Annotated in this window: 19 protein-coding genes; 14 read left to right on the plus strand and 5 right to left on the minus strand. The window is 70.6% G+C overall.

Features of this window, described 5'->3' with window-relative positions; genetic code table 11:
• Positions 1–171 precede the first annotated feature (171 nt).
• Positions 172–2,058 carry an AMP-dependent synthetase/ligase gene (locus tag OG504_RS35040; protein ID WP_405993376.1) on the plus strand — a complete coding sequence of 629 codons (1,887 nt, stop codon included), beginning with the start codon at positions 172–174 and terminating at the stop codon, positions 2,056–2,058.
• A 132-nt stretch (positions 2,059–2,190) separates the two neighbouring features.
• Here the strand turns inward: OG504_RS35040 and OG504_RS35045 are convergent, their stop codons facing one another.
• Positions 2,191–2,766, minus strand: coding sequence for a two-component system response regulator (locus OG504_RS35045; RefSeq protein WP_405993377.1), 576 nt, complete (start codon positions 2,764–2,766; stop codon positions 2,191–2,193).
• A 12-nt stretch (positions 2,767–2,778) separates the two neighbouring features.
• Positions 2,779–6,960 (minus strand): HAMP domain-containing protein, encoded by a 4,182-nt coding sequence (locus tag OG504_RS35050; RefSeq protein WP_405993378.1) that lies wholly within the window; start codon positions 6,958–6,960, stop codon positions 2,779–2,781.
• A 102-nt stretch (positions 6,961–7,062) separates the two neighbouring features.
• Here OG504_RS35050 and OG504_RS35055 point away from each other — a divergent pair, with 102 nt between their 5' ends.
• The 3 genes from OG504_RS35055 (at position 7,063) to OG504_RS35065 (ending at position 10,911) form a co-directional block, all read left to right on the plus strand.
• Complete coding sequence (locus OG504_RS35055) at positions 7,063–8,967, plus strand: SpoIIE family protein phosphatase (RefSeq protein WP_405993379.1); 1,905 nt, start codon at positions 7,063–7,065, stop codon at positions 8,965–8,967.
• A gap of 31 nt (positions 8,968–8,998) precedes the next feature.
• Positions 8,999–10,231: a radical SAM family heme chaperone HemW gene (gene hemW / locus OG504_RS35060; RefSeq protein ID WP_405993380.1), complete on the plus strand. Its 1,233-nt coding sequence runs from the start codon at positions 8,999–9,001 to the stop codon at positions 10,229–10,231.
• 101 nt (positions 10,232–10,332) lie between these two features.
• Entirely contained in the window at positions 10,333–10,911 is a 579-nt protein-coding gene (locus OG504_RS35065; protein ID WP_405993381.1) for a Uma2 family endonuclease, read from the plus strand.
• Here OG504_RS35065 and OG504_RS35070 read toward each other — a convergent pair.
• Complete coding sequence (locus OG504_RS35070; RefSeq protein ID WP_405993382.1) at positions 10,889–11,698, minus strand: DUF3097 domain-containing protein; 810 nt, start codon at positions 11,696–11,698, stop codon at positions 10,889–10,891. The two genes, OG504_RS35065 and OG504_RS35070, sit on opposite strands and share 23 nt — an antisense overlap.
• Positions 11,699–11,732: 34 nt before the next feature.
• Entirely contained in the window at positions 11,733–12,455 is a 723-nt protein-coding gene (locus tag OG504_RS35075) for an MBL fold metallo-hydrolase (RefSeq protein ID WP_405993383.1), read from the minus strand.
• 173 nt (positions 12,456–12,628) lie between these two features.
• On the opposite strand from OG504_RS35075, the gene hrcA reads away from it, so the two are divergent.
• From hrcA to OG504_RS35125, 10 genes are all read left to right on the plus strand, one after another.
• Positions 12,629–13,645, plus strand: coding sequence for a heat-inducible transcriptional repressor HrcA (hrcA, locus tag OG504_RS35080; protein WP_033285942.1), 1,017 nt, complete (start codon positions 12,629–12,631; stop codon positions 13,643–13,645).
• Positions 13,646–14,779 (plus strand): molecular chaperone DnaJ, encoded by a 1,134-nt coding sequence (gene dnaJ, locus OG504_RS35085; RefSeq protein WP_405993384.1) that lies wholly within the window; start codon positions 13,646–13,648, stop codon positions 14,777–14,779.
• A 155-nt stretch (positions 14,780–14,934) separates the two neighbouring features.
• The gene (locus tag OG504_RS35090) at positions 14,935–16,011 is read left to right on the plus strand and encodes a nitronate monooxygenase (RefSeq protein WP_405993385.1); all 1,077 of its coding nucleotides are present in this window, start codon (positions 14,935–14,937) and stop codon (positions 16,009–16,011) included.
• Positions 16,008–16,760, plus strand: a complete 753-nt coding sequence (locus tag OG504_RS35095; RefSeq protein ID WP_405993386.1) for a 16S rRNA (uracil(1498)-N(3))-methyltransferase — start codon at positions 16,008–16,010, stop codon at positions 16,758–16,760. The genes OG504_RS35090 and OG504_RS35095 overlap by 4 nt, the downstream gene beginning before the upstream one ends.
• Positions 16,761–16,776: 16 nt before the next feature.
• The gene (locus tag OG504_RS35100) at positions 16,777–17,169 is read left to right on the plus strand and encodes a VOC family protein (RefSeq protein WP_266856603.1); all 393 of its coding nucleotides are present in this window, start codon (positions 16,777–16,779) and stop codon (positions 17,167–17,169) included.
• Positions 17,170–17,257: 88 nt separating this feature from the next.
• Positions 17,258–17,818 carry a hypothetical protein gene (locus OG504_RS35105; RefSeq protein WP_405993387.1) on the plus strand — a complete coding sequence of 187 codons (561 nt, stop codon included), beginning with the start codon at positions 17,258–17,260 and terminating at the stop codon, positions 17,816–17,818.
• A 45-nt stretch (positions 17,819–17,863) separates the two neighbouring features.
• Positions 17,864–21,082 (plus strand): S41 family peptidase, encoded by a 3,219-nt coding sequence (locus tag OG504_RS35110; RefSeq protein WP_405993388.1) that lies wholly within the window; start codon positions 17,864–17,866, stop codon positions 21,080–21,082.
• A gap of 96 nt (positions 21,083–21,178) precedes the next feature.
• Complete coding sequence (locus OG504_RS35115; protein WP_363097291.1) at positions 21,179–21,532, plus strand: histidine triad nucleotide-binding protein; 354 nt, start codon at positions 21,179–21,181, stop codon at positions 21,530–21,532.
• A 6-nt stretch (positions 21,533–21,538) separates the two neighbouring features.
• Entirely contained in the window at positions 21,539–22,444 is a 906-nt protein-coding gene (locus OG504_RS35120) for a ribonuclease Z (protein ID WP_405993389.1), read from the plus strand.
• A gap of 20 nt (positions 22,445–22,464) precedes the next feature.
• A complete protein-coding gene (locus OG504_RS35125) occupies positions 22,465–23,457 on the plus strand; it encodes an adenosine deaminase (RefSeq protein WP_405993390.1) in 993 nt (330 codons plus the stop codon).
• An 88-nt stretch (positions 23,458–23,545) separates the two neighbouring features.
• Here OG504_RS35125 and OG504_RS35130 read toward each other — a convergent pair whose 3' ends face one another.
• Entirely contained in the window at positions 23,546–24,847 is a 1,302-nt protein-coding gene (locus OG504_RS35130; RefSeq protein ID WP_405993391.1) for an MFS transporter, read from the minus strand.
• Positions 24,848–24,930 lie beyond the last annotated feature (83 nt).

The following is a 24,930-nucleotide window of genomic DNA, read 5'->3' on the forward strand; positions in this document are numbered from 1 at the left end:
CGAAGTGACCGTCCACCGCCCCTTACGCACCGGCCGGTCGCGGCTTACTCTGATCACTGCTCCATAGTTACTCGTGAGTTAAACAACAGCCGCATGAGCCACCAGCCGCATTGAGTCAACCGCCGCAGCAATGAGCCAGTAGCCGCACTGTCGCGGGCCCCGGAGGATGTCGTGAGCGACACACAGACCCTGATCGAGAACCGTCCGCCGTCCGTGGCGGGCCTCTTCCTGGAGCGCGTGGCGGCCACGCCGGATGCCGAGGCCTACCGCTACCCGGTGCCGGCGGCCTCCGGTGAGGGCCCCGACGACTGGAAGTCGCTGACCTGGGCGCAGGCCGCCGAGCAGGTCTTCGCGATCGCGGCCGGTCTGATCGAACTGGGCGTACAGCCCGAGGAGCGCGTCGCGCTCGCCTCCGCCACCCGCGTCGAGTGGATCCTCGCCGACCTGGGCATCCTCTGCGCCGGCGCCGCCACCACCACGGTGTACCCGCAGACCAACGCCGACGAGTCGACCTTCATCCTCGCCGACTCCGGCAGCAAGGTCCTCATCGCGGAGGACGCGGCCCAGCTCGCCAAGGCGCGGGAGAAGCGCGCCGAGCTGCCAGAGCTGACGCACGTGGTGGTCATCGACCCGACCGGCGTGGACACCGGAGTTGAAGAGGGCGACTGGGTGCTCACCCTCGCCGAGCTGGAGCAGCGCGGCGCCGCGTACCTGGAGAAGAACCCGGACCTGATCAAGGAGCGGGTCGCGGCCATCACCAAGGACCAGCTCGCGACGATCATCTACACCTCGGGTACGACCGGCCGCCCCAAGGGTGTCCGCCTCCCGCACGACAACTGGTCGTACCTGGCGAAGGCCATCGCCGCGACCGGACTGCTCGGCCCCGACGACGTGCAGTACCTCTGGCTCCCGCTCGCCCACGTCTTCGGCAAGGTGCTCACCTCCGGGCACATCGAGATCGGGCACGTCACCGCCGTCGACGGCCGCGTCGACAAGATCATCGAGAACCTGCCGGTCGTACAGCCGACGTACATGGCGGCCGTCCCGCGCATCTTCGAGAAGGTCTACAACGGTGTCGCGGCCAAGGCACGCGCAGGCGGTGCCTCCAAGTACAAGATCTTCCAGTGGGCCGCCGAGGTCGCCCGCGAGTACGCCAAGGTCACCCAGGACAACTTCCGCCGCACCGGCACGGCCACCGCGCCCTTCGGTCTCGCCGCCAAGCACAAGGTCGCCGACGCGCTGGTCTACGCGAAGATCCGCGAGGCCTTCGGCGGCAAGCTGCGCGCGTGCGTCTCCGGATCGGCCGCGCTCGCGCCCGACATCGGCTACTTCTTCGCCGGCGCCGGCATCCACATCCTTGAGGGCTACGGCCTGACCGAGTCCTCCGCGGCCTCCTTCGTGAACCCCGGCGAGGCCTACCGCACCGGCACGGTCGGCAAGCCGCTGCCCGGCACGGAGGTGCGCATCGCGGACGACGGCGAGATCCTGCTGCGCGGCCCCGGCATCATGGAGGGCTACCACGGCCTGCCCGAGAAGACCGCCGAAGTCCTGGAGTCGGACGGCTGGTTCCACACCGGCGACATCGGCGAGCTGTCCCCCGACGGCTACCTCCGCATCACGGACCGCAAGAAGGACCTGATCAAGACCTCCGGCGGCAAGTACATCGCGCCGGCCGAGGTCGAGGGCCAGTTCAAGGCCGTCTGCCCCTACGTCTCCAACATCCTGGTGCACGGCGCCGACCGGAACTTCTGCACCGCCCTCATCTCCCTCGACGAACCGTCCATCCTGGAGTGGGCCAAGGACAACGGCCTGGAGGGCAAGTCCTACGCCGAGGTCGTGGCCGCCCCCGCGACGGTCGCCATGATCGAGGCCTACGTCAAGGAACTCAACGAGGGCCTCCAGCGCTGGCAGACCATCAAGAAGTTCCGCCTCCTCCCGCGCGACCTCGACGTGGAACACGGCGAGATCACCCCGAGCCTCAAGCTCAAGCGCCCGGTGGTGGAACGGGAGTACAAGCACCTGATCGACGAGATGTACGCGGGCTCACGCGAGGCGTAACCATATTGATGGCCCGCGCCCCGAAGGGGCCGCGGGCCATCAGGAGCGCGGGGCTGTGTCTATTTGCGGCTCCGCCGCGTGGGCGCCCAGCCCCCACCGAACCCGCACCCAACAACGCACCCAACGGGCCGCCTAGTGCCGCCGCATGTCCCGCACCAGCTGCCCCATCTCCCGCACCTGGTACCGAAGTTCCCGCACCTCATCCACTGCACTCGCAGCCATCCGCGCCTCAACTTCCTTGAGCCGCAACGCCAGTTCATCGAACTGCCCCTGCTCCCGCGCCAGCATCCGTTCCAACAACTGGTTCTTACGGTGCAGTTCGAGAAACACGCTCACCTTGGCCCGCAGCACCCAGGGGTCGAACGGCTTGGTCAAGTAGTCGGCGGCACCCGTGGCATAGCCACGAAACGCATACCCCGCATCAGCATCCGTGCCGGTCAGAAAGATGATCGGCACGTCCTTGGTCTGATCGAGCCGCTTGATGTTGGCCGCGGTCTCGAACCCGTCCATGCCCGGCATCCGGATGTCCAGCAGAACCACCGCGAACCGCTGCCGCAGCAGCGCCTTCATCGCCTCCTCGCCCGAACGAGCCCGTACCAGCGGCTCGTTGAGGGACCCCAGGACGGCCTCCAGCGCGACCAGGTTGTCCTCCATGTCGTCGACCAGGAGGATGCCGGCACTCTCGTGGGTCGTTGCCTCAGCGCTCATGATGGCTGTGCCTCACTCAGTCGTCGGCGGTGCCGCCGTCTCGCCTGAAGTACCTGAACCTGAAGTACCTGAACCTGAAGTACCCGGATCCGCCACCGTGATGTCCCCGACCGCGGCCCCGGCCCCGCCCTCGGGATCCAGCAGCGCGCAGACGACGGTCAGCAGCTGATCGACATCCACCGGCTTGGGTACGTAGTCGTTGGCGCCCCGAGCGATGGACTTCTCCCGGTCGCCCGGCATCGCCTTCGCGGTGAGCGCGACGATGGGCAGTCCGGTCCAGCGCGGGGCGCGGCGGATGGCGGCGATGGTCTCGTACCCGTCCATCTCCGGCATCATGATGTCCATCAGCACGAGTTCGACGTCGGGATTGCGCTCCAGCGTCTCGATGCCCTCGCGGCCGTTCTCCGCGTAGAGCACCGGCATCCCGACCCGCCCCAGCACATGGGTGAGCGCGAAGACGTTGCGGATGTCGTCGTCCACGATCAACACCCGCCGCCCGGGCAGCACTTGACCCGCCCGCCCGGCCTTCCACGCCTCCAGCTTCGTGGGCGTCGGCCACGAGTCGTCCACCTCGGTCGAGGTGTACGGCTCGCTGGACAACTGCTCGTGCAGCAGCGGCAGTTCGAGGTCCTCGGTGAGCGGCGCGCCGCCCGCCGCGTGCCCGGGGCTGACGACGGGGACGTAGAGGGTGAAGGTGGACCCCCGCCCCGGCTCGCTCTCGGCGACGATACGGCCGCCCAACAGGCCCGCGATCTCACGGCTGATGGACAACCCGAGCCCTGTACCGCCGTACTTGCGGTTGGTCGTGCCGTCGGCCTGCTGGAACGCCTCGAAGATCACCGGGAGTTTCTCGGCGGCGATGCCGATCCCGGTGTCGGAGACGGCGAACACGATGACCTCGTCGCTGTCGTCGGAGTAGCGGTGCTCGGGGTCCTTGACCCGGTTGACGCGGAGTTCGACCCGGCCGGTGGCGGTGAACTTGATCGCGTTGGAAAGGAGGTTGCGCAGGATCTGCTGGAGCCGCTGCTCGTCCGACCACAGTTCGCGCGGTACGTCCTCGCCGACCGACACCTCGAAGGAGAGCCCCCGGTCCAGGGTGAGCGGGCGGAACGTGGCGTGGACGTAGTCGAGGAGCTTGATGAGCGGGAGCCGCTTCGGGCGTACGTCCATGCGGCCGGCCTCGATCTTCGACAGGTCGAGGATGTCGTTGATGAGCTGGAGAAGATCCGAGCCGGAGCGGTGGATCGTGGTCGCGAACTGCACTTCCTGGTCGGAGAGTCGGCCGTCCGGGTTGTCGGAGAGCAGCCGGGCCAGGATCAGCAGGGAGTTGAGCGGGGTCCGCAGCTCATGGCTCATGTTCGCCAGGAACTCCGACTTGTACTGCGAGGAGGTCGCCAACAGGGCTGCCTTCTCCTCCAGTTCGGCGTTGGACCGCTGCAACTCGGCCTGCTGCTTCTGGAGTTCGTCCGAACGTTCCTGCAACTGCGTGGCCAGCCGCTGGGACTGGCCGAGCAGGGACTCCGTGCGGGAGTTGGCGATGATGGTGTTGATCGCGACGCCGATGGTGTTCACGAACTGGTCGAAGAAGGCCAGGTGGACGTCGGAGAAGCGGGAGAACGAGGCCAGTTCGATGACGCCGAGGAGCTTGTCCTCGAAGATGATCGGGATGATGACCACGCTCGCCGGGGCGGCTTCCCCGAGCCCGCTGTTGATCTTGATGTAGTCCGGCGGGGCCTCCTCCACCAGGATCCGCTTCTTCTCCCGCGCCGCCTGCCGCACCAGCCCGTGCACCGGCATGGCGCCCGTGTCCACGGTCGCGGCCTGCGCCGACCCGTACCCGGCGATGAACGCAAGTCCCTTGGCGGGGATGGCCGTTCGCAGGCTGTCCTCGTCGGGATCGGCCAGGAAGAACGCCCCGTACTGCGCGTTCACCAGCGGTGTCAGCTCGCGCAGGATCAGGTCGGCGACCTCCATCAGGTCCCGGTGTCCCTGCATCAGCGCGGCGAGGCGGGCCAGGTTGGACTCCAGCCAGTCCTTCGCGCGGGTCGTCTCGCGGAGGTTGGCCACCATCAGGTTGATGTTGTCCTTGAGCTCGGTGACCTCGCCCTGGGTCTCCACCGTGATCGAGCGGGACATGTCGCCCTGGGCCACCGCCGAGGCCACCTCGGCGATCGCGCGCACCTGGGTGGTGAGGTTGAGCGCGAGTTCGTTCACGTTGGTCGTCAGGCGCTTCCAGGTGCCGTAGACGCCCTCCACCCGTGCCTGGCCGCCGAGTTGGCCCTCGGAACCGACCTCGCGGGCCACCCGGGTGACCTCGGAGGAGAAGGAGGAGAGGGTGTCGACCATCGTGTTGATGGTGGTCTTCAGCTCCAGGATCTCGCCGCGCGCGTCCACGTCGATCTTCTTCGACAGGTCGCCCTGTGCCACCGCCGTCGCGACCTGGGCGATGTTCCGCACCTGCGAAGTCAGGTTGTCGGCCATGTAGTTGACGTTGTCGGTCAGGTCGCGCCAGACACCGGAGACGCCCAACACCTGGGCGCGGCCGCCGAGTCGGCCGTCGGTGCCGACCTCGCGGGCCACCCGGGTCACCTCGTCGGCGAAGGCGCGCAGCTGCTCCACCATCGTGTTGACGGTGTCCTTGAGTTCGAGGATCTCCCCGCGGGCGTCGACGGTGATCTTCTTCGACAGGTCGCCGTTGGCCACGGCGGTCGTCACCTGAGCGATGTTCCGCACCTGCGAAGTCAGGTTCAGGGCCATGAAGTTGACGTTGTCCGTCAGGTCCTTCCAGACCCCGCTGACGCCCCGCACCTGCGCCTGACCGCCGAGGTTGCCCTCCGTGCCGACCTCGCGGGCGACGCGTGTGACCTCGTCGGCGAAGGCGGAGAGCTGGTCGACCATCGTGTTGATCGTGGACTTCAACTCCAGGATCTCGCCCTTGGCCTCCACCGTGATCTTCTTACCGAGGTCGCCCTGCGCGACGGCGGTGGACACGAGGGCGATGTTCCTGACCTGTGAAGTCAGGTTGTCCGCCATGAAGTTGACGTTGTCGGTGAGGTCCTTCCAGACGCCGGAGACGCCTCGCACTTGCGCGCGCCCGCCCAAGTTGCCCTCGGTGCCGACCTCTCGGGCCACGCGCGTGACCTCGTCGGCGAAAGCGGAGAGCTGGTCCACCATCGTGTTGATGGTCGACTTCAACTCCAGGATCTCGCCCTGCGCGTCGACGGTGATCTTCTGTGACAGGTCGCCGTTCGCCACGGCGGTCGTCACCTGGGCGATGTTGCGGACCTGTGAAGTCAGGTTCGAAGCCATGAAGTTGACGTTGTCGGTGAGGTCCTTCCAGACCCCGGACACGCCCCGCACCTGCGCGCGACCGCCCAACTGCCCCTCGGTGCCCACCTCGCGGGCGACACGCGTCACCTCGTCCGCGAAGGCGGAGAGCTGGTCGACCATCGTGTTCACGGTGAGCTTGAGTTCGAGCAGCTCGCCGGTCGCCTCGACGGTGACCGTACGCGTCAGGTCGCCGCGCGCCACCGCCGTCGTCACCAGGGCGATGTCCCGCACCTGCGCGGTCAGCCGGGACGCCATCGTGTTGACCGCCTCGGTCACATCGCGCCAACTGCCGGACAGCCGCGTCACCTTGGCCCGGCCGCCGAGTCTGCCCTCGGTGCCGACCTCGCGGGCCACCCGGGTCACCTCGCCGGTGAACAGGGAGAGTTGGTCCACCATCTTGTTCACGGCCCGGCCCAGATGCCGTAGATCACCGCGCAACTGCCTGCTGCCGTCGTGCAGATCGACGCGCTGGGTCAGGTCGCCGCCCGCCACCGCGTCCAGGACCCGGGTCGCGTTGGCCGCCGGGGCGACCAGGGCGTCGAGGAGCTGGTTGACGTCGTTGACGCGGGAGGTCCAGCCGCCCTGGCCGGGGCTGGCCGAGAGACGCTCGTCCAGGCGGCCGTGGCGGATCAGCTCCCGCCTGACGCGCTGCGTCTCGGAGTTGAAGTGGGTGCTGCGGTCCATGATCTGGTTGAAGGCGGCGGTCAGTTCGGCCACCATGCCGTGGCCCGTCTCCGGCGCCTTCGTGAAGTCGCCGTCGCGGGCGGCCGTCATCACGGCGAGCAGCGGACGGAGATCGGATGCTCGAATCCAGTCGTCTTTGTGACCGTCTTCGAGCACACGCGTAGCACTGTTCTCACTCATGGCGGCCCACTTCGGTAACTCGGCGCTTATGCGCGCGGTCAGTCTGTCACTCTGTCCGCATCGATCGAGGCGTATTCGTCCGAACTGCTCGGGGAGCTGCGCATGGGGGCCATACCGACGCAACGGGAGACCACTTGGCTTGCTCCCGATGCGCCCGCGCACCACGGCGCGGACCGGCGTACGACGGTACGCGCCACGCTCTCCGGCAGCCCCCTCGCGCCCGGTTCCGCCCGCGGCCTGGTGCGCTCCGCACTCCGTGAGTGGGCCGAACTCGGCCTGCCCGGCACCGAGAAGCTCACCGACCGGCTGGCCGACGACGCGATGGTCGTCGTCAGTGAACTCGTCACCAACGCCGTCGTGCACGCGGGCACGGACGTCGAGTTGGTGTGCCGCCTCGAGGAGACGGACTCGATCGTCGTCGAGGTCGCCGACCACCACCCCTCCCGCGCCCCACGCGACAACAACGCCGAACCGGCTTACGAGACACCGGAGTTCGGCCGCGGCCTGCGCCTCGTCTCCACGCTCGCCGAGGCCTGGGGCGTCACCTATCGCACCGGCGTCAAGACCGTCTGGGCCCGCCTGCCCGCCGAAGGCACCCCGGCCGCCGAGGAGTTGGAGACCTACGCCGGTGAACGAGGCCTCCGCGTCGCCGAGAACCTCGCCCCAGAACCCCAGCGCGCCGAACGCGACCGGGACTGGCTCGGCCGCGGCGCCCTCTCCTTCCTCGCCGAGGCCTCCGACCTCCTCGCCGGACAGCTCGACGAGGACCTCGTCGCCGCGCTCGCCGGACAGCTGATCGTGCCGAGGCTGGCCGACTGGTGCGCCGTATGGCTGGAGGACGAGGCGATGGGCCGCGGCGGAGGCTGGGGCGAGGGCGCCGGGACCGGCACCGGGCCGCGCCTCGCCCGCGTCTGGCACGGCAGCGAGAACCGCATCGAGGAGCTGCGCGTCGCCCTGGAGAAGGACCCGCCCCGGCCGCCGGACACCCTGCGGCCCGTGTCCTACCCCTGGCCCGCCGACGCGCTCGGCCCGCACGGCACCCACGGCGCGGCACTGTCGTACCGCCTGATCGCGGGCGGCCGTCCGCTCGGCACGCTGGTCATCGGACGGTCCGGGCTGCCCCGCTTCCCCGACGAGGTCACCGGCCTGGTCGAGGACCTCAGCCGCCGCGTCGCGCTCGCCATCGGCGCGGCCCGCCAGTACGCCCGCCAGGCCACCATCAGCCGCGTACTCCAGCGCGGCCTGCTCCCCGGCGCGGTCGCCGAGATCCCGGGCGTGCACAGCGCCCTCGTCTACGAACCGTGCGACAAGGGCGGCCCCAGCGGCGACTTCTACGACCTCTTCCCCGCCGGCGACGGCCGCTGGTGCTTCGCCCTCGGCGACGTCCAGGGCAAGGGCCCCGAGGCCGCCGTGGTGATCGGCCTGGCCCGCCCCTGGCTACGGCTCCTCGCCCGCGAGGGCTACGGCGTCGGCGACGTCCTCGACCGGCTCAACCAGCTCCTCCTCGACGACGCCACCGAGGCCGCCGACGCGGCCGCCCACGCCCTCGTGGCCGCGGGCGGCATGCCGGGCCCGGTCGGCGACGGCCCCCGCTTCCTCTCCCTCCTCTACGGCGAGCTGGTCCCCTTCGACGGCGGCGTCCGCTGCACCCTCGCCTCCGCCGGCCACCCGCTGCCCCTCCTCCTCGGCCCGGACGGCAGCGTCGGCACGGCAGCCCGCCCGCAGACCCTCCTCGGGGTCATCGAGGACGTGACGTACACCAGCGAGACCTTCGAACTCCGGCCCGGCGACAGCCTGTTGTGCGTCACGGACGGGGTGACCGAGCGGCGCTCGGGGTCGGTCCAGTTCGACGACGGCGACGGGCTGGCGACCGCGCTCGCCGGGTGCGCGGGGCTGAGCGCCGAGCTGATCGCGGAGCGCATCAAACGCCTCGTCCACGAGTTCGGCGGCCGCCCGCCGGAGGACGACATGGCGCTGCTGGTGCTCCAGGCGGAACAGGCGGAGTAGGTAGCCGTACCGGTGCTGGACAATGGAGGACATGCCTTCCGCACTCCCCGACGGCGAACCCGTCCCCGAAGACGGCTCCCTGCCCGCACAGGCGCTCGCCGGGGCCGCCGACCGCCCCCTCGGGTTCTATCTGCACGTCCCGTACTGCGCGACCCGCTGCGGCTACTGCGACTTCAACACCTACACGGCGACCGAGCTGCGCGGCACGGGCGGAGTGCTGGCCTCCCGCGACAACTACGCGGACACCCTGATCGACGAGATCCGCCTGGCCCGCAAGGTCCTAGGCGACGACCCCCGCCCGGTCCGCACGGTCTTCGTCGGCGGCGGCACCCCCACGCTGCTCGCGGCGGGCGATCTCGTACGGATGCTGGGCGCGGTCCGGGACGAGTTCGGCCTGGCACCGGACGCGGAGATCACGACGGAGGCGAACCCGGAGTCGGTGGACCCCGCCTACCTCGCGGCCCTCCGCGACGGCGGCTTCAACCGCGTCTCCTTCGGCATGCAGAGCGCGAAACAGCACGTACTGAAGATCCTCGACCGCACCCACACCCCCGGCCGCCCCGAGGCCTGCGTCGCGGAGGCCCGCGCGGCCGGCTTCGACCACGTCAACCTCGACCTGATCTACGGCACCCCCGGCGAGACGGACGACGACTGGCGCGCCTCCCTCGACTCCGCCCTCGGCGCGGGCCCCGACCACATCAGCGCCTACGCCCTGATCGTCGAGGAGGGCACCCAGCTCGCCCGCCGCATCCGCCGCGGCGAGGTCCCCATGACGGACGACGACGTCCACGCCGACCGCTACCTGATCGCCGACGAGGTGATGTCGGCGGCGGGCTTCGACTGGTACGAGGTCTCGAACTGGGCAACGTCGAATTCCGGCCGTTGTCTCCACAACGAGCTCTACTGGCGCGGCGCCGACTGGTGGGGCGCGGGCCCCGGAGCCCACTCGCACGTCGGCGGGGTCCGGTGGTGGAACGTGAAGCACCCGGGCGCGTACGCGGGGGCACTGGCGGCGGGCCGCTCACCGGGCGCGGGGCGGGAAATCCTCTCCGAGGAGGACCGCCGCGTAGAACGCATCCTCCTGGAGCTACGACTCCGCGAGGGCGCACCGCTGGACCTGCTCCGCCCGGAGGGGCTCGCGGCTTCGCGCCGGGCGCTGGGGGAGGGGCTGCTGGAGGCGGGGCCGTATGAGGCGGGGCGTGCGGTGCTTACGTTGCGGGGGCGGTTGCTGGCCGACGCCGTGGTCAGGGACTTGGTGGACTGATTCACCCGGGGGAGTGAATCAGTGCGGAACGTCGGTTCGGTCCTTACGCTGGTTCCTAGGCTGCCGTCGACAGAACGCGGCGGATGTGGAGGACCACGGAGATGACCGCTGTGGATGAGCGTGGGATGGCCGAGTTCTTCGCGGGGTTCGAGCCTCCCGACGGCATCAAGGCGGAGCTTCTCCGGGGGGAAGTCGTGATGATGTCCAGCCCTGATCTGGTGCACAACCGGATCGTCGCGGAGGTGCAGGACCAGATCCCGCATCGGCGTTGGGAGCGGCTGCAGACTCAGGACGTTGACATCATCGACGAAGCCAGCGAGCCGGTACCGGACTTGGTCGTGCTGGAGCGTGGCGTCAGCCCGGAGTCAGGGCGCCTGCTGCCGTGTCGGCTGATCACCTTGGTGGTCGAGGTCGTCTCCAAGACCAGCGTCGACCGGGACTACGGCGTCAAGCGCTCGGTCTACGCCGCGGGCAAAGTACCGGCCTATCTGATCGTTGACCCGGTCATGGCCCAATGCGTGCTGCTCACCGAACCCCAAGGTGTGGGTGACGCGGCCGACTATCAGGTGCAACGCATCACCAAGTTCGGCGACCCCGTGCCCTTGGACCTGCTCGACGTCGAGTTGGATACCAGTGGGTTCGGCACGCTTCCCGGAGTCAGGCCTCACCGCCGACCGTGACGAAGTCGATCAACTCCTCCACCCGCCCCAGCAGTTCCGGCTCCAGGTCCTTGTAAGACCCCACCTTGGCCAGAATCGCCTGCCACACCGCACCGGTGTTTTCCGGCCAACCCAGGGAACGGCACACGCCCGTCTTCCAGTCCTGCCCGTGTGGGACGCGGGGCCATGCGGTGATGCCCACGGAGGACGGTTTCACGGCCTCCCAGATGTCGATGTACGGGTGGCCCACGACGAGCGCGTGCTCGCTGGTGACCGACTGGGCGATGCGCCACTCCTTGGTGCCCGGCACCAGGTGGTCCACCAGGATGCCCAACCGCGCGTCCGGGCCGGGATCGAACTCCGCGACGATCGACGGGAGGTCGTCGACGCCCTCCAGGTACTCGACCACCACGCCCTCGATACGCAGGTCGTCGCCCCACACCCGCTCGACGAGCTCGGCGTCGTGCCGGCCCTCGACGTAGATCCGCCCGGCGCGAGCCACACGCGCGCGTGCACCCGGGACGGCCACCGAACCGGATGCCGTACGAGTGGGCCGTAGGGGACTCGATACGGGCTTCACCAGGGTCACCACGCGGCCCTCCAGCAGGAAGCCCCTCGGTTCCATCGGGAACACCCGGTGTTTGCCGAAGCGGTCCTCCAGGGTGACCGTGCCGGCCTCGCAGCGGATCACCGCGCCGCAGAAACCGGTGCCCGGCTCCTCGACCACCAGGCCCGCCTCCGCGGGGACCTCGGGGGCCGGCTTGGGCTTCTTCCACGGCGGGGTCAGATCGGCGGAGTACTGGCGCATTCGGATGACGATAGGAGAACCGGGGCGACGGCCGTCACGACACGCCGAAACGCGTTGCCAACGCGTCCCGTTGGGCCCGCACGAACCCCGCGTCCACCACCGTTCCGTGACCGGGCACGTACAGCGCGTCCTCCCCGCCCAGGGCGAGGAGACGGTCGAGCGCCGCAGGCCAGTGGGGCGGTACGGCGTCGGGGCCCGCCTGTGGTTCGCCGGACTCCTCGACCAGATCGCCGCAGAACACGACCGGCCGGGAGCCGGGGACCAGGACGGCGAGGTCGTGGGCCGTGTGTCCGGGGCCGACATTCGCGAGCAGGGCCTGTCGGTCGCCGCCCAGGGAGAGTGTCTGCTCGTCCGGCACCAGGTGACGCGGGTACGTCAGGGCGGCTACGGCCTCGTCGGCCACACGCGCGTGGAGCCCGTTTTCAACGGCGTCCTTACGCAGCGCCTCCCGCTCACGCGTCAACACCCGCTCCACGCCCACCGCGCCGTACACCTCCGCGTCCGCGAACACCGCCGCTCCGAAGACGTGGTCGAAATGGGCGTGGGTGAGCGCGAGATGGGTCACAGCGTGACCGGCGAGCGCCCGCGCCTCCGTGTGCAACCGCGCGCCCTCCGCCAGGCTCGACCCGGCGTCGATCATCAGCGCCGAGCCCGCCCCCACGACCAGCCCGACCGTGCAGTCCCAGCCAGGCAGCCGGCACCGGCCCACCCCGTCCGCCAGCCGCTCCCACCCCGCCTCTTCCCAAGTCACCCTCATACGGCGACGCTAACGGTGACGGCACTCAGGGCGTGACATCGCAGGACCGGCCTTGCCCGGGGTGTACCTCACGGCCGTACACTGGGCCGGGGAACGCTGGCACTCACGCGCACAGAGTGCCAGGAAAGGGCAGCCCGGTACCAAAACGGCGACCAGAACTGGAGGTGTGCGCGATGCTCAGCGAACGCAGGCTTCAGGTGCTGCGCGCCATCGTCCAGGACTATGTCGGCACCGAGGAGCCGGTGGGGTCCAAGGCGCTCACCGAGCGGCACAGCCTCGGCGTCTCCCCGGCGACCGTGCGCAACGACATGGCGGCCCTGGAGGACGAGGGTTACATCGCCCAGCCGCACACGAGTGCCGGGCGCATCCCGACCGACAAGGGCTACCGGCTCTTCGTCGACAAGCTCGCCGGCGTCAAGCCGATGACCGGCCCCGAGCGCAAGGCCATCCAGAACTTCCTCGACGGCGCGGTCGACCTCGACGACGTCGTCGGCCGCACGGTACGGCTGCTCGCGCAGCTCACCCGGCAGGTCGCCGTCGTGCAGTACCCGTCCCTGACCCGCTCGACCGTCCGGCACGTGGAGCTGCTGTCGCTGGCTCCCGCGCGCGTGATGCTCGTGCTGATCACCGACACCGGGCGGGTCGAGCAGCGCATGGTCGACTGCCCGGCGCCCTTCGGGGAGAGCTCGCTCGCGGATCTACGCGCGCGGCTCAACAGCCGGGTCGCGGCCCGCCGCTTCGCCGACGTACCGCTGCTCGTGCAGGACCTGCCGGAGGCCTTCGAGGCCGAGGACCGCGGCACGGTCGCGACGGTGCTCTCCACCCTCCTGGAGACCCTCGTCGAGGAGACCGAGGAGCGGCTGATGATCGGCGGCACCGCCAATCTCACCCGCTTCGGACATGACTTTCCCCTCACCATCCGCCCCATCCTGGAAGCACTCGAGGAGCAGGTCGTCCTCCTCAAGTTGCTTGGTGAGGCGGGGGATTCGGGCATGACCGTACGGATCGGTCATGAGAACGCCTACGAGGGACTCAACTCCACGTCGGTGGTGTCGGTCGGCTACGGTTCGGGCGGCGAGGCAGTCGCCAAGCTAGGCGTGGTCGGACCGACCCGCATGGATTACCCGGGAACGATGGGAGCGGTACGCGCAGTGGCACGGTACGTCGGACAGATCCTGGCGGAGTCCTAAGTGGCCACGGACTACTACGCCGTTCTCGGCGTGCGTCGCGACGCGTCGCAGGATGAGATCAAGAAGGCCTTCCGTAGGCTCGCGCGCGAGCTGCACCCGGACGTGAATCCGGATCCGAAGACCCAGGAGCGGTTCAAGGAGATCAACGCCGCTTACGAGGTGCTCTCGGACCCGCAGAAGAAGCAGGTCTACGACCTCGGCGGCGACCCCCTCTCGCAGGCCGGCGGCGCGGGCGCGGGCTTCGGGGCCGGTGGCTTCGGGAACTTCTCGGACATCATGGACGCGTTCTTCGGTACGGCGTCGCAGCGCGGACCGCGCTCGCGCACCCGCCGTGGCCAGGACGCCATGATCCGGCTGGAGATCGAGCTCGACGAGGCTGCCTTCGGCACCACGAAGGACATCCAGGTCGACACGGCCGTCGTCTGCAACACCTGCAACGGCGAGGGCGCGGCCCCCGGCACCTCCGCGCAGACCTGTGACATGTGTCGCGGGCGCGGTGAGGTCTCGCAGGTGACCCGGTCCTTCCTGGGCCAGGTCATGACGTCCCGCCCCTGCCCCCAGTGCCAGGGCTTCGGCACGGTCGTGCCGACGCCGTGCCCGGAGTGCGCCGGCGACGGCCGCGTCCGCTCGCGGCGCACGCTCACCGTCAAGATCCCGGCGGGCGTGGACAACGGCACGCGGATCCAGCTAGCGGGCGAGGGCGAGGTCGGCCCCGGTGGCGGCCCCGCCGGAGACCTGTACGTCGAGATCCACGAGCTGCCGCACGCGATGTTCCAGCGCCGCGGCGACGACCTGCACTGCACGGTCACCCTTCCGATGACGGCGGCGGCCCTGGGCACGAAGGTGCCCTTGGAGACGCTCGACGGCATGGAGGAGGTCGACATCAGGCCGGGCACCCAGTCCGGCCAGTCGATCCCGCTGCACACCCGCGGCATCACACATCTGCGCGGCGGCGGCCGGGGCGACCTCATCGTCCACGTCGAGGTCACCACCCCGACCAAGCTGGACGTGGAGCAGGAACGCCTGCTGCGCGAACTGGCCAAGCTGCGCGGCGAGGAGCGGCCCACGGGGACGTTCCAGCCGGGTCAGCAGGGGCTGTTCTCGCGCCTCAAGGACGCTTTCAACGGTCGCTGAGAGGGTCCGGGGGCAGCCGCCCCCGGACCCTCTCTTTGAGCCGGCTCCGGTCCGAACGGCCTCGCCCTCCCCGGCCGAACCGGCTGAAAGTACTGGCATGTGCCAGCGCCAAGGCCGGATTCGGACTTGTTCGGAGGACGTGACAACATGCCGTCATGTCCTCCGCACTGACCGATCTCTTCCCTCATCCGATCGTGCAGGCCCCGATGGCGGGCGGTGTCTCCGTCCCGCGTCTCGCGGCCGCCGTGGCCGAGGCCGGCGGGCTGGGATTCCTCGCCGCCGGGTACAAAACGGCCGACGGCATGTACCAGGAGATCAAGCAGCTGCGGAGCCTGACGGCCCGCCCCTTCGGCGTGAACCTCTTCATGCCGCAGCCGGAGTACGCGGACAAGGCCGCGGTCGACGTCTACGCCCACCAGCTGGCCGGCGAGGCCCAGTGGTACGACACGGAGCTCGGCGACCCGGACAGCGGCCGTGAGGACGGTTACGACGCCAAGCTGTCCGTCCTGCTCGACAACCCGGTGCCGGTGGCCTCCTTCCACTTCGGGATCCCGACGCCGGAGGTGCTGGACGCGCTGCGCCGGGCCGGCACCTTCACCCTCGTCACCGTCACCACCGTCGAGGAGGCCCTCGCCGTGGAGCGGGCCGGTGCCGACGCGGTGATCGCGCAGGGCGTCGAGGCCGGCGGCCACCAGGGCACCCACCGCGACCTCCCGGAGAACGACGGCGCGAGCCTCGGCCTGCTCTCCCTCGTCGCCCAGATCCGCGAGACCGTGAACCTCCCGATAGTCGCCGCCGGCGGTCTGATGCGCGGCAGCCAGATCGCCGCGGCCCTCGCGGCGGGCGCGAGCGCGGCCCAGCTCGGCACGGCGTTCCTCGCCGCCCCCGAGTCCGGCGCCCACGCGCTGCACAAGCAGGCGCTCACCAACCCCCTGTTCACCCGTACCGAGTTGACCCGCGCCTTCTCCGGCCGCCCGGCCCGCGGCCTGGTCAACCGCTTCATGCGCGAGCACGGCCCGTACGCCCCCGCCGCGTACCCGGAGATCCACCACCTGACCTCCCCGCTCCGCAAGAAGGCCGCCGCGTCCGGCGACCCGCAGGGCATGGCCCTGTGGGCCGGACAGGGCCACCGCATGGCCCGCGAACTGCCCGCCGGCCAGCTGGTCGAGGTCCTGGTCGCCGAACTCGCCTCCGCCCGGACAGCGTTGTCGTCCGGGGGCGACCTCCGATGACCGCGCCGGTGTTCGTCGTCGAGTCCCTGGAGGGTGTGGGCCCCGGCTCCATCGCCGAGGTGGCCGGCCCCGAGGGACGGCACGCCGTCTCCGTACGGCGGCTGCAGCCCGGCGAGGACGTCGTGCTCACGGACGGACAGGGCCGGGGCGCCTCCGGTGTCGTCCTCAGGGCCGAGGGCAAGGACCGCCTGATCGTCGAACTCCACGATTTCCCCGCCGAGTCGGAGCCCACGCCCCGCATCACCGTCGTCCAGGCCCTCCCCAAGGGCGACCGCGGCGAGCTGGCCGTGGAGACGATGACCGAGACCGGCGTCGACGCGATCGTCCCCTGGGCGGCCTCCCGTTGCATCACGCAGTGGAAGGGCGACCGGGGTCTCAAGGCCCTGGCCAAGTGGCGCGCCACCGCACGCGAGGCCGGCAAGCAGTCCCGCCGGCTGCGCTTCCCGGAGGTCGCGGACGCGGCAACGAGCAAACAGGTTGCGGCACTTCTGGCCAAAGCCGACTTCGCCGCCGTCCTCCACGAGGACCGCGACTACGGCAGCGAGCCCCTGGCCACCGCCGAACTCCCCGCCGAGGGCGAGATCGTGCTGGTCGTGGGCCCCGAAGGAGGCGTCTCCCCCGAGGAGTTGGCGCTCTTCGAGGACGCGGGGGCGAAGGCCTACCGGCTCGGGCGTAGCGTGCTGCGTACATCGACGGCCGGGACCGCGGCGACCGCCCTGCTCCTGGGCCGTACCGGACGCTGGTCCTGAACCAGGGGGGATCGCCGTGGAACTCGCCCAAGTACGGCTGCTTGTCACCGACTTCGCCGCCTGCTACCGCTTCTACGCCGAAGTCCTCGGCCTGAAGCCCCAGTCGGGGGCGGCCGAGGGACCGTACGAGAAGTTCTCCCCCTCCCTCGGGTCCGCCGGGATCGCTCTGCAGGACCGGGCGATGATGGCCCAAGTCCTGGGTGAGCTGGGGGACTTGGCGACCGGGCACCGCTCGCTGGTGGTGCTGCGGGTGGACGACCTGGACGGGTACTGCGGGCAGATCACCGCCCGGGGCGCGGAGCTGCTGCACGGGCCCGCGCCGATGACGGACCGGATGCGGGTCGCCCATCTCAAGGACCCCGAGGGCAATGTGGTGGAGCTTCAGGAGTGGCTGCTGCTGCGCGGCTGAGGCTGTCCGCCGGGGAATTGCGCCCCCGGCGCGCGGGTGGCCGTATGCGCTCTTCCGTGTGCGCCCGGACGGTGACAGGCTGCCGCCCATGAGGGTGTTGAGACGGAACCTGCTTCGGCCGCGCGGGCGGCGGGTGGCCGCTGTGGCGGGGCTCGCGGTGGTCGCCGTGGGCGGGGCCGTCGCGTGCCAGCCCGGCGATCTCAGCTCGGCGACCGTCGCGTACACGACGGACAAGACGGCGACCGCGGAGCTCAAGCGGGACCATGTGAGCGTGCGTTGGCTGACCTGCACGGGCAACTACGGCAGCAACAACAAGGCCTACACGCCCGGGAAGACGCCCTCACCGACCGAGACCACGGTCGTCAGTGTCGACTGCCAGGGGCAGACCAGCGACAACCGGGACATCACCGTCACCGGCAAGGTCACCCGGGCCGTCGACGGCGCGTGTGTGCGCGGCGACCTGGTCGGCAAGGTCGCCGGCAAGCAGGTCTTCCACGTGACGGGGCTCGGCGACTGCAACGCGGCGACGCCGTCGTCCGTGAACAACCCCAATCCGACGCTGACTTACGGCCCGGGACCGACCGTCACGGTCACCAAGACGATCTGGTGCAAGGGCGACCCGACCTGCTGGCCTGTCGAAGGCAAGTGATCCAAAGGGCTGTCGGCGGATAGCGCCGATGCATAACCTGATCAGGTGACTCAGCCCTCAGCGTCCGCAGCCCAGGCCTATCTCCGCTTCCCGCACCTGCACGGCGAGTTGGTCGCCTTCACCGCCGAGGACGACGTGTGGCTGGCGTCCCTCGACAGCGGCGGCCGGGCCTGGCGGGTCAGCGCGGAGAACGTGCCGGTGACCCACCCCCGCATCTCGCCCGACGGCGCCACCGTCGCCTGGACCTCCACCCGCGACGGCGCCCCCGAGGTGCACATCGCCCCGGTCGACGGCGGACCCGCCAAGCGCCTGACGTACTGGGGCAGTTCACGCACCCAGGTGCGCGGCTGGACACAGGACGGCCAGGTCCTCGCGCTCAGCACCCACGGCCAGGCCAACCTCCGCCGCAACTGGGCCCGTTCGGTCCCGCTGGACGGCGGACCGGCGACGACCCTCCCGTACGGCTGGGTGGGCGACGTCGCCCACGGTGAGCCGGGGACGGTCCTCCTCTCGGCGCCCATGGGCCGCGAGGCCGCCTGGTGGAAGCGCTACCGGGGCGGTACGGCGGGCAAGCTGTGGATCGACCGCGACGGCGACGGCGAATTCACGCGCCTGCACGAGGAGTTGGACGGCAACATCGAGTACCCGGTGTGGGCGGGGGAGCGGATCGCGTTCCTCTCCGACCACGAGGGCACCGGCGCCCTGTACTCCTCCCTCGCGGACGGCTCGGACCTCCGCCGCCACACCCCCCTCGACGGCTTCTACGCCCGGCACGCGTCCGGTGACGGCACCCGGATCGTCTACTCCTCCGCCGGTGAACTCTGGCTCCTCGACGACCTGGACGGCACCGAGCCCCGCCGCCTCGACATCCGGCTCGGCGGCCAGCGCATCGACCAGCAGCCGTTCCCGGTGCCCGCGGCCCGCTGGTTCGGATCCGCGTCCCCCGACCACACCGCACGCGGCAGCGCGGTCGCCGTACGCGGCGCCGTCCACTGGGTCACCCACCGCTCCGGCCCGGCCCGCGCGCTCGCCGCCACCCCCGGCGTCCGCGCCCGGCTGCCCCGCACCTTCCGCACGGACGGCGAGGAGTGGGTGGTGTGGGTGACGGACGCCGAGGGCGACGACGCCCTGGAGTTCGCCCCCGCGACGGGCCTCGCCCCCGGCGCCACCCCACGCAGGCTCGCCGCCGGACAGCTCGGCCGCGTCCTCGCCCTCACCGTGGCCCCCGACGGCAGCCGGGTCGCCGTAGGGTCGCACGACGGACGCGTCCTCCTCGTCGAGCGCGAGACCGGCGAGGTCCGCGAGGTCGACCGCAGCGAGGACGGCGACGCGTCGGGCCTGGCCTTCTCCCCGGACTCGGCCTGGCTCGCCTGGTCGCACCCGGGCCCGCGCCCGCTACGCCAGTTGAAGCTCGCCAACACCACGGACCTGTCGGTCACCGAGGCGACCCCGCTCCGCTTCCAGGACTACGCCCCCGCCTTCACCCTCGACGGCAAGCACCTGGTGTTCCTCTCCACCCGCTCCTTCGACCCGGTCTACGACGAGCACGTCTTCGACCTGGCCTTCGTGGTCGGCGACCGCCCGCACCTGATCACCCTCGCCGCGACGACCCCGTCCCCGTTCGGACCGCAGCGGCACGGCCGCCCCTTCGAGGCCCCGGACAAGGAGGAGACCCCCGACAGTGAGGGCCGCCCCACCACCCGCGTCGACCTCGAAGGCCTGGCCGACCGCATCGTCGCCTTCCCGGTGGAGGCCGGCCGCTACTCCAACCTCCGCACGGCCAAGGACGGCGTCCTGTGGCTGCGCCACCCGGTGCAGGGAGTCCTCGGCGCCACCCGCGCGACCCCCGAAGACCCGGACCCCAAAACGGAGTTGGAGCGCTACGACCTCGCCCAGCAGCGCATCGAGCACCTCGCCGGGGACGCCGACCACTTCGAGGTGAGCGGCGACGGCAAGCGAGTCCTGCTCTGGACCGACCACAAACTCCGCGTCGTCCCGAGCGACCGCCGGGCCTCCTCCGAGGACGACGACAGCGACACGAACATCAACGTCGACCTGTCCCGCATCCGCCAGACCGTCGACCCGGCCGCCGAGTGGCGCCAGATGTTCGACGAGACCGGCCGCATCATGCGCGACAACTTCTGGCGCGAGGACATGAGCGGCGTCGACTGGACCGGCGTCCTCGACCGCTACCGCCCGATCCTCGACCGCGTGGCCACCCACGACGACATGGTCGACCTCCTCTGGGAGGTGCACGGCGAACTCGGCACCTCGCACGCCTACGTCACCCCGCGCGGCGGCCACGGCCACGGCGAGCGCCAGGGCCTGCTCGGCGCCGACATCTCCCGTCACGAGGACGGCAGTTGGCGCATCGACCGCATCCTGCCCTCGGAGACCTCCGACCCGCACGCCCGCGCCCCGCTCGCCGCCCCCGGCGTGGCAGTCCGCGCGGGAGACGCGATCCTCGCGGTGGCCGGCCAGCCCGTGGACCCGGTGACGGGCCCCGCCCCCCTCCTCGTCGGCACGGCGGGCAAACCGATCGAGCTGACCATCTCCCCGGCAGGCGGCGGCGACCCCCGCCACGCGGTCGTCATCCCCCTGGCGGACGAGGAACCCCTCTACTACCACGCCTGGGTCGCCGACCGCCGCGCCTACGTCCACGAAAAATCCAACGGCCGCCTCGGCTACCTCCACGTCCCCGACATGCAGGCCCCCGGCTGGGCCCAGATCCACCGCGACCTGCGCGTGGAGGTGGCCCGAGAGGGCCTGGTGGTCGACGTCCGCGAAAACCGCGGCGGCCACACCTCCCAGTTGGTCGTCGAGAAGTTGGCCCGCCGCATCGTCGGCTGGGACCTCCCCCGCGGCATGCGCCCCTACAGCTACCCCGAGGACGCACCCCGCGGCCCCGTGGTCGCCGTAGCCAACGAGTTCTCCGGCTCCGACGGCGACATCGTCAACGCGGCGATCAAGGCACTCGGGATCGGCCCGGTCGTCGGCACCCGCACCTGGGGCGGCGTGATCGGCATCGACAGCAGGTATCGGTTGGTCGACGGCACGTTGATCACCCAGCCCAAGTACGCGTTCTGGCTTGAGGGTTACGGGTGGGGGGTCGAGAACCACGGCGTCGATCCGGACGTAGAGGTGGTGCAGCGGCCTCAGGACTACGCGGCGGGAAGAGACACCCAGCTGGACGAGGCAATCCGTTTGGCGCTGGAGGCGTTGGAGACCGAACCGGCTAAAACACCCCCAGTCTTGCCCACCTAGGGGCGCGGGGAACTGCGCGACCAGCCACAGAGCACCCGCACCCAACGACGATACGATGCACGCGTAAAAGCACCCCCAGCCTCGGAGGGAACGTCCATGTCAGGGGACCCACAGGACGACTGCCTGTTCTGCAAGATCGTCGCAGGCCACATCCCGGCGACGATCATCCGAGAGACAGCCACCACAGTCGCCTTCCGGGACATCAACCCCCAGGCCCCGACCCACGTCCTGGTGATCCCCAGGGTCCACTACCCCGACGCCGCCTCCCTCGCCGCCGCCGAACCGGCAATCGCCGCAGACGTACTGCGCGAAGCCGGCGAGGTGGCGACCGACGAGAAGCTCGACAGCTACCGCGTCATCTTCAACACCGGCAGCGGCGTGGGCCAGACCGTGTTCCACGCCCACGCCCACGTCATGGGCGGCCGCGGCATGCAGTGGCCGCCCGGATAACCAGCCATGTCCGTACGCGAGTTCGTGGTCCTCGGCACCGCAAGCCAGGTCCCCACCCGCCACCGCAACCACAACGGCTACCTCCTCCGCTGGGACGGCGAGGGCATCCTCTTCGACCCCGGTGAGGGCACCCAGCGTCAGATGCTGCGCGCCGGGGTGGCCGCGCACGACCTGAACCGGATCTGCGTCACCCACTTCCACGGCGACCACTCCCTCGGCCTCGCGGGCGTCATCCAGCGCATCAACCTGGACCGTGTCCCGCACCCGGTCACCGCGCACTACCCGAAGTCGGGCCAGCGCTTCTTCGACCGCCTGCGCTACGCGACGGCGTACCGCGAGACGGTCGGCATCACGGAGTCCCCGGTGTCGGAGGACGGCGTACTCGCCACCACCCCCTCCTACACCCTGGAGACCCACAAGCTCTCCCACCCCGTCGAGTCCTACGGCTACCGCCTCACCGAACCCGACGGCCGCCGCATGCTCCCCGACCGCCTCGCCGCGCACGGCATCAAGGGCCCGGACGTGGGCCGCATCCAGCGCGAGGGGACGATCGGCGAGGTGACCCTCGACGACGTCAGTGAGGTACGGCACGGCCAGCGTTTCGCGTTCGTCATGGACACCCGCCTCTGTGACGGGGTGCACGCCCTGGCGGAGGGCTGCGACCTGCTGGCCATCGAGTCGACGTTCCTGGACGAGGACGAGCAACTGGCCGTGGACCATGGCCACTTGACGGCCGGGCAGGCGGCGAGGGTGGCGCAGGAGGCAGGCGTACGGCATCTGGTCCTCACGCACTTCAGCCAGCGTTACTCCGAGCCGGAGGAGTTCGAGCGGCAGGCGCGGGCGGCGGGGTTCGAGGGGGAGCTGACCGTGGCGCACGATCTACTCAGGGTGCCGGTTCCGAAACGGCGATAAAACACCCGTACGATACTTCGATGCCCATTCCCAAAGCCGAACTGCACCTGCACATCGAAGGCACCCTGGAACCCGAGCTGGCCTTCGCGCTCGCGGCCCGCAACGGCGTAGAGCTGCCGTACGCGGACACCGAGGAACTCCGGAAGGCGTACCTCTTCGAGGACCTCCAGACCTTCCTGAACCTCTACTACGAGCTGATGGCCGTCCTGCGCACCGAGCGGGACTTCGAGGACCTCGCCAACGCCTATCTCGCCCGCGCCGCCGCGCAGGGCGTACGGCACGCGGAGATCTTCTTCGACCCGCAGGCGCACATCGCGCGGGGCGTGGACATGGGCACGGTGGTGGAGGGCCTGTGGCGGGCGCTGGGCAGCAGCGAGACCAACCACGGCATCTCCACCCGGCTGATCCTGTGCTTCCTGCGCGACGAGTCCGCCGACTCGGCCCTGGAAACCCTGGACGCGGCCAAGCCGTACCTCGACCGCATCACCGGCATCGGCCTCGACTCGGCCGAGGTCGGCCACCCGCCGGTGAAGTTCCGCGAGGTCTACGAGGCCGCCGCCGCGCTGGGTCTACGGCGGGTCGCGCATGCGGGTGAGGAGGGTCCGCCGGCCTACATCACCGAGGCGTTGGATGTTCTGGGGGTCGAGCGGATCGACCACGGGCTGCGGTGCATGGAGGACGAGGAGTTGGTGGCGCGGTTGGTGCGGGACCGGATTCCGCTGACGCTCTGTCCCCTGTCGAACGTCCGGTTGCGAGCGGTGGACGTCCTTGCCGAGCACCCGCTGCCGGCGATGCTGGACGCGGGGCTGCTCTGCACGGTGAACTCCGATGACCCGGCGTACTTCGGCGGGTACGCGGGCGACAACTTCGACGCGGTGCGGGAGGCCCTTGGCTTGACCGAGGAGAGGCTGCGTGAGCTGGCCCGGAACTCCTTTGTGGCGTCCTTCTTGGAGGATGACGAGGAGCGGCGGGTTCGATATCTGGCCGAGGTGGAGGCGTACGAGTTCTCGTAGGTAGTTGGTGACCTGCGGGCCGGTGGGGGCTGGTCGCGCAGTTCCCCGCGCCCCTGGGGGGGGGCTTGGGCCTGTGTCGGTGTGCTGGTCAGCCGCCGGTTGCTGTGGCCGCCTGCCGGGGGCCTGCCGTGTCGTAGGCGCCCTGCGCCGGTACGGCCGCGGTGTCCAGGGGGATCTCGACGACCGGTTGCTCGGGGGAGCCGGTCGACGAGGCGATGACGGCGGCCGGGGTGCCCCCGCGCCGCCGGACCGTGCCCGGCACCAGCAACCGGCCGCCGGTGTGGAGCGCGACTCCGGTCATCGGTACCGCGATGACGACGAGCCCCACCGCGAGGATCGCGCCCATCGCCGGGAACCCGGCCCGCGCCGACAGCAGACTGCCGACCAGGGGCCCCGCCGCCGTACCCAGCGACGAGGCCGAGCCGACGAGGACGGCCCAACGCCCGCGCGGATCAAGGGAGGCGGCGAGGCCGAGGACGTAGGACAGGACGATCGGGTAGAGGGTGTTCCAGGCGATCTCGCCGGTCGCGAACGTCCTCAGGTCGTGCGCGGACGCGCTGAGCACGATGCAGCCCGCGATGAGCGCCGTCCCCGCGCCGATCGGTACCGCACGCCCCAGCCGGGCCCCGAGCGCGCCGGCGCCGATCACGCCCACCAGCCCCGTGCCGAGCGCGATCGCGAAGACCGCGCCGACGGTGACCTCGGAGAGGTGGGCCTGGTCGATGCCGATGCGGCCGCTGACGCCCCAGAGGGAGTTCTGGGCGAGGGACCAGCACAGCAGGGTGCCGGCGAGCACCAGTCCGGCGCGGCGGTGGGGGAGCCCGGCGGTCTCCACGCGCGCGTGTCCTCTCGCCGTACGGATCGGGAGGCGTCCGGTCAGTGGCCATACGGCGAGTGCGGTGAGGGCGATCGCGGCGAGCGGCTGGCCGTGGCCCGCGCCGAGGTGCGGGACGGTCAGATAGACGGCACCCGCGAGCGCCGACACGCACAACAGACCGAGCGTGGAAGCGCGATGGGGGTCCCGCTCGGCGGCGATCCCGGACGCGGCGACCGTGGTGGCCGTACCCGATCCGAAGCCGCCGACCACCGCGCCCACGATGACCGCGGGGACGGCGTGGGTGAGGGCGGCCGAGCCGTACCCGAGGACGGCGAGGGCAAGGCCGATCCGCGCGAGGGTGCGCGGCCCGACCCGGTCGACGCGCGAGGCGAGCAGAAACCCCGCCGCGGCCGAACTCAGCAGCAGCGCACTGCCGACGGCACCGGCCTGCGTGGCGGACAGCGGCAGCCCCGCGTCGAGCCTGCCGACGGTGGTGGGGAGGAGGTAGGGGGCCAGATACCCGGCCGTGAAAAGGGCAACGAGGGGCCAGGGCGTGGTGGTGCGGGCGAACACGGGCGTTCCCAGGGCATGCGAAAGAAGCGGCTCAAAAAGGGGATTGGGCGACGACCGTCGACGGACAGGAACGCGCGGCCAAT

This window comes from Streptomyces sp. NBC_00986 (assembly GCF_045162565.1).
Taxonomy (GTDB): domain Bacteria; phylum Actinomycetota; class Actinomycetes; order Streptomycetales; family Streptomycetaceae; genus Streptomyces.

What these genes read in the sequence shown, in the direction of transcription:
- hrcA (WP_033285942.1), top strand. Translation starts at nt 12,629, where the DNA reads ATGCTCAGCGAACGCAGGCTTCAGGTGCTGCGCGCCATCGTCCAGGAC.
- OG504_RS35050 (WP_405993378.1), bottom strand. Translation starts at nt 6,960, where the DNA reads ATGAGTGAGAACAGTGCTACGCGTGTGCTCGAAGACGGTCACAAAGAC.
- OG504_RS35055 (WP_405993379.1), top strand. Translation starts at nt 7,063, where the DNA reads ATGGGGGCCATACCGACGCAACGGGAGACCACTTGGCTTGCTCCCGAT.
- OG504_RS35115 (WP_363097291.1), top strand. Translation starts at nt 21,179, where the DNA reads ATGTCAGGGGACCCACAGGACGACTGCCTGTTCTGCAAGATCGTCGCA.
- OG504_RS35120 (WP_405993389.1), top strand. Translation starts at nt 21,539, where the DNA reads ATGTCCGTACGCGAGTTCGTGGTCCTCGGCACCGCAAGCCAGGTCCCC.
- OG504_RS35075 (WP_405993383.1), bottom strand. Translation starts at nt 12,455, where the DNA reads ATGAGGGTGACTTGGGAAGAGGCGGGGTGGGAGCGGCTGGCGGACGGG.
- OG504_RS35105 (WP_405993387.1), top strand. Translation starts at nt 17,258, where the DNA reads ATGAGGGTGTTGAGACGGAACCTGCTTCGGCCGCGCGGGCGGCGGGTG.
- OG504_RS35125 (WP_405993390.1), top strand. Translation starts at nt 22,465, where the DNA reads ATGCCCATTCCCAAAGCCGAACTGCACCTGCACATCGAAGGCACCCTG.
- OG504_RS35065 (WP_405993381.1), top strand. Translation starts at nt 10,333, where the DNA reads ATGACCGCTGTGGATGAGCGTGGGATGGCCGAGTTCTTCGCGGGGTTC.
- OG504_RS35090 (WP_405993385.1), top strand. Translation starts at nt 14,935, where the DNA reads ATGTCCTCCGCACTGACCGATCTCTTCCCTCATCCGATCGTGCAGGCC.
- OG504_RS35045 (WP_405993377.1), bottom strand. Translation starts at nt 2,766, where the DNA reads ATGAGCGCTGAGGCAACGACCCACGAGAGTGCCGGCATCCTCCTGGTC.
- OG504_RS35095 (WP_405993386.1), top strand. Translation starts at nt 16,008, where the DNA reads ATGACCGCGCCGGTGTTCGTCGTCGAGTCCCTGGAGGGTGTGGGCCCC.
- hemW (WP_405993380.1), top strand. Translation starts at nt 8,999, where the DNA reads ATGCCTTCCGCACTCCCCGACGGCGAACCCGTCCCCGAAGACGGCTCC.
- OG504_RS35070 (WP_405993382.1), bottom strand. Translation starts at nt 11,698, where the DNA reads ATGCGCCAGTACTCCGCCGATCTGACCCCGCCGTGGAAGAAGCCCAAG.